At 58.4% G+C, this 4,220-nt stretch carries 2 protein-coding genes; both read left to right on the top strand.

The window, feature by feature from the left end; all coding sequences use genetic code 11:
* Window positions 1-1,516: type IV secretion system DNA-binding domain-containing protein (locus tag H7698_RS30925; protein ID WP_194693876.1), on the top strand; the 1,516-nt coding region annotated here is incomplete at its 5' end.
* 11 nt (window positions 1,517-1,527) lie between these two features.
* The coding region (gene mobF, locus H7698_RS30920) for a MobF family relaxase (RefSeq protein ID WP_194693875.1) at window positions 1,528-4,220 on the top strand (2,693 nt) is incomplete at its 3' end.

The following is a 4,220-nucleotide window of genomic DNA, read 5'->3' as shown; positions in this document are numbered from 1 at the left end:
GGCAGGCATAGGGTTGCCGTTGGCTGGCTGGCTCGGCGGCGCTCACCTCGCGCAAATGCCATTCACCCCATTCCCCGACGCCCTTCGGGAGACAATCCACCAGACACTGCAGAACCCCATCATGGCCAGTTGCACGGTGGCCAGCGTCGCGGCGGCTGGTGCGCTGGTCTACTACCTCAATGAGTATTGCGACGATGGCTTTCGAGGCGAACGCTTCCAGCAACACTTGCGGGGATCGCGCATTCGCAACTGGCATTTCGTAGACAGCAAGGTACGCACTCGAAACGGCCAAACCAATCGGCAGCGGCGCAAGAAAGGCATGCCGAAGCTCGACCCGATCATGATCGGCAAAGTACCGATGCCGCTGCACCTTGAAGACCGTAACACCATGATCTGCGCGTCCATCGGTGCGGGTAAATCCGTGTCCATGGAAAGCATGATGGCCTCGGCGCTGAAGCGTGGTGACAAGCTGGCCGTGGTCGATCCCAACGGGACGTTCTACTCGAAATTCAGCTTCAAGGGCGACGTGATTCTCAACCCCTTCGACGCTCGTTCAGCCGGTTGGACGCTGTTCAATGAGATCAAAGGCGTCCACGACTTTGACCGCATGGCCAAGTCGATCATCCCGCCGCAGGTCGATCCAGGCGATGAGCAATGGTGTGCGTATGCGCGTGACGTGCTGGCCGACACCATGCGCAAGCTCAAGGAAACCAACAACCCGAACCAGGACACGCTGGTAAATCTACTGGTACGGGAAGACGGCGACACCATCCGGGCGTTCCTAGCCAACACGGACTCCGAAGGGTACTTCCGCGACAACGCCGAAAAGGCGATTGCCAGCATCCAGTTCATGATGAACAAGTACATTCGTCCGTTGCGCTTCATGACCAAGGGCAACTTTTCCATCCACAAATGGGTGACAGATCCAGACGCGGGCAACCTGTATATCACCTGGCGGGAGGACATGCGTTCGACCATGCAGCCGCTGGTGGCCATGTGGATCGACACCATCTGCGCAACGATCCTCAGTTACGAACCCATGACCGGGAAACGCCTCTGGCTGTTTCTGGACGAGCTGCAATCGCTTGGCAAACTTGAGTCCTTTGTGCCCGCTGCAACCAAAGGCCGTAAGCACGGCCTGCGCATGGTCGGCAGCCTGCAGGATTGGTCGCAGCTTATTGCCAGTTATGGCAAGGAGGATGCGGAAACAGTGCTCTCTTGCTTCCGAAATTACGTCATCCTCGCCGCCGCTAACGCCGAAACAGCGATCAAGGCCAGTGCGATCCTCGGCGAGCAGGAGGTTAGGCGCGCCCGAGTTTCGTTTACTGCAGGACGCCAAACGCGAGCGCAGGAGATCAAGAAAGAATACGTGGTGATGGCCTCCGAAATTTCCAACCTCAACGACCTTGAGGCATATCTGAAATTCGGTGAAGACTTCCCCATCACCAAGATCAAACTGCCCTATGTCGATCACAAAGAACGGGCACCGTCCATTGTCATAGCCGGTCAGGCATAACGGGGGTCGGCATGTTCAACGTCACGCCCATCAAGGGAAACAACCAGTATGCGGCAGCGCACTATTTTTCTGCCGCAGATGACTACTACGCGAAGGAATCGCCGGGCGAGTGGCAAGGCGAAGGTGCCGAAAAACTCGGTTTGACCGGCCCGATCGACAGCGTGGAGCTGGCTAAGCTGCTCGATGGAAAGCTACCGAACGGCAAGCGCATAGCAACCACCTTCGACCAGAAGTCCGGCAAGAAGCGCATGGGCCTGGATCTGACATTCTCAGCGCCGAAATCTGTCTCGATGCAGGCACTTGTCGCCGGCGACAAATCAGTTGTCCTCGCCCATGATCGGGCAGTGACCAAGGCCATGGAGCACGTTGAAAAGCTTGCTCAAGCTCGCCGCAAGGAACAGGGCAAGACCATGCGGGAGCGAACGGGGAACATGGTCATTGGCAAATTTCGCCATGAAATGAGCCGTGGTAAAGATCCGCAGATGCACACCCACGCCGTGGTCATGAACATGACACAGCGGGCCGATGGCGAATGGCGCGCCTTGTTCAATGACGACATTTTTGTGGTTCAGCACGAAGTTGACGCCATGTACAAAGGCCTGTTGGCCTATGAGCTGCGCGAGCTGGGCTACGAAATCCGTGTGCTGGACAACGAAGGTAACTTCGAGCTGAACCACATCACCCGCGAACAGATCGAGGCGTTCTCAGGCCGTAGCAAGGTCATTGAGGATGCGTTGGCCAAAGACGGAAAGACCCGCGCAGACGCAACCACCCTCGAAAAGCAGATCATCGCCATGGCGACCAGGCCGCGCAAGGATGAGCGCGACGCCGAGCTGGTGAAACAGTATTGGGTCACGAAAAGCCGCGAGCTGGGGATCGACTACGGCGCGCGCAGTCGGCTTGATGGCCGCGAGTATGGCGAGAGCCGCGCTGAACCAGGTGCGCGAGTTCACGCCGATTCCAATCTACCCACCGGCATGACACCCGGCCAAGCCGTGGTGCAGTACGCAATCAATCACCTGACCGAACGTGAGCAGGTCGTCGGCGAGCAGGATATGAAAACCGTCGCGCTTCGCCGTGCGGTTGGCTTGGCCACACCCGACCAAGTTTCTGCAGAGATTGACCGTCTGGTGAAGCAGGGAACGCTGATCGAATCGACACCGGCCTACAAGATGGCCAGGGGATCCGCAGAAGACCCGGTGCTGTCTCCTGCAGGTTGGCAATCCCACCTGAAGGAGTTGAAAGGCTGGACAGACAAACAAGCGCAGCAGTACGTGGCCAAGGCCATCGCCCGGGGTTCATTGGTCGCGGCGGAAAAGCGCTACACCACGCAGAAAGGGCTGAAGCGAGAAAAGGCGATCCTCGCCATCGAGCGCACAGGCCGGGGCCAGGTCGCGCCGCTCATGTCTCAGGAGCAAGTAGCCAAAGCACTCGAAGGCTCGACCCTCACCACTGGCCAGCGGCAAGCGGTCGAGACCATCGTCAGCACCCCGAATAGGTTCGTCGGAATCCAGGGCGATGCCGGTACCGGCAAAACCTACTCCGTGGATCGAGCGGTGCATTTGCTTTCCTCGGTCTACGAGGCGTTGAGCCAGGGCAAGACAGAAGATCAGCCTGGCTACCGGATCCTTGCATTGGCTCCCTATGGCAACCAAGTCGCAGCACTCAAGAATGAGGGACTTGACGCGCACACGCTGGCCAGCTTCTTCCATACCAAGGACAAAAAACTGGACGAGCGAACCATCATCGTCCTCGATGAGGCCGGTGTTGTCGGCGCTCGCCAGATGGAACAACTGATGCGCCTAGTTGAGAAGTCGGGCGCTCGCTTGGTTCAATTGGGCGACACCAAGCAAACCGAAGCAATCGAGGCGGGTAAACCGTTCGCCCAGCTTCAGCAAAACGGCATGCAGACCGCTCGAATCAAAGAGATTCAGCGGCAGAAAGACCCCGAGCTGAAACGGGCCGTCGAGCACGCAGCCGATGGTAATACCCCACTTTCGCTGCAGCACATCAAACACATCGAGGAACTGCGCAACCCTTCCGAGCGGCACCAGGCCATTGTGAACGACTACGTTCGCCTCACTGACCAGGAGCGCAAAGAGGTGTTGATCGTCGCGGGCACGAACAAGGATCGCAAAGAGATCAACACGCTGGCCCGCCGAGCTTTGGGGCTGGAGGGGACAGGGGCCAAGTTCGATACGCTGAACCGTGTAGACATGACCCAGGCAGAACGCCGCTATGCCCCGGCCTACAAAGCGGGAATGCTGATCCAGCCGGAGAAGGACTACAAAAAAGCGGGTCTGATGCGGGGCGAAACCTACACGGTGAAGCAGGCACTGCCGGGGAACATCCTCATTGTGACCGGCGCCGATGGAAATCCCATCCAGTTCAACCCGCGCCAGGTAACGAAACTCAGCGTGTACAAGCACGAACGCCCGGAGCTGGCCATGGGCGACCTCGTTCGGATCACCCGGAACGATCCGGCTCTTGACCTCACCAACGGCGACCGGATGCGCGTAGTCAGTACGCAAAACGGTTTGATCGAGCTGGCATCGATCAAGGAGCACAACGGCAAACCTGAGCGGGTAGTGAAGCTACCAGCGAACAAGCCGTTGCACCTAGAGCACGCCTATTCGGCGACGGTGCATAGTGCGCAGGGCCTGACCAACGACCGGGTAATGATCTCGATCAACACCAAGAGCCG

The organism is Pseudomonas sp. p50(2008) (genome assembly GCF_015351605.1).
In the GTDB taxonomy this organism is placed as follows: Bacteria; Pseudomonadota; Gammaproteobacteria; order Pseudomonadales; family Pseudomonadaceae; genus Aquipseudomonas.
The sequence above is the reverse complement of the archived record's forward strand: the minus strand, read 5'-3'. Positions and strand labels throughout refer to the sequence as shown.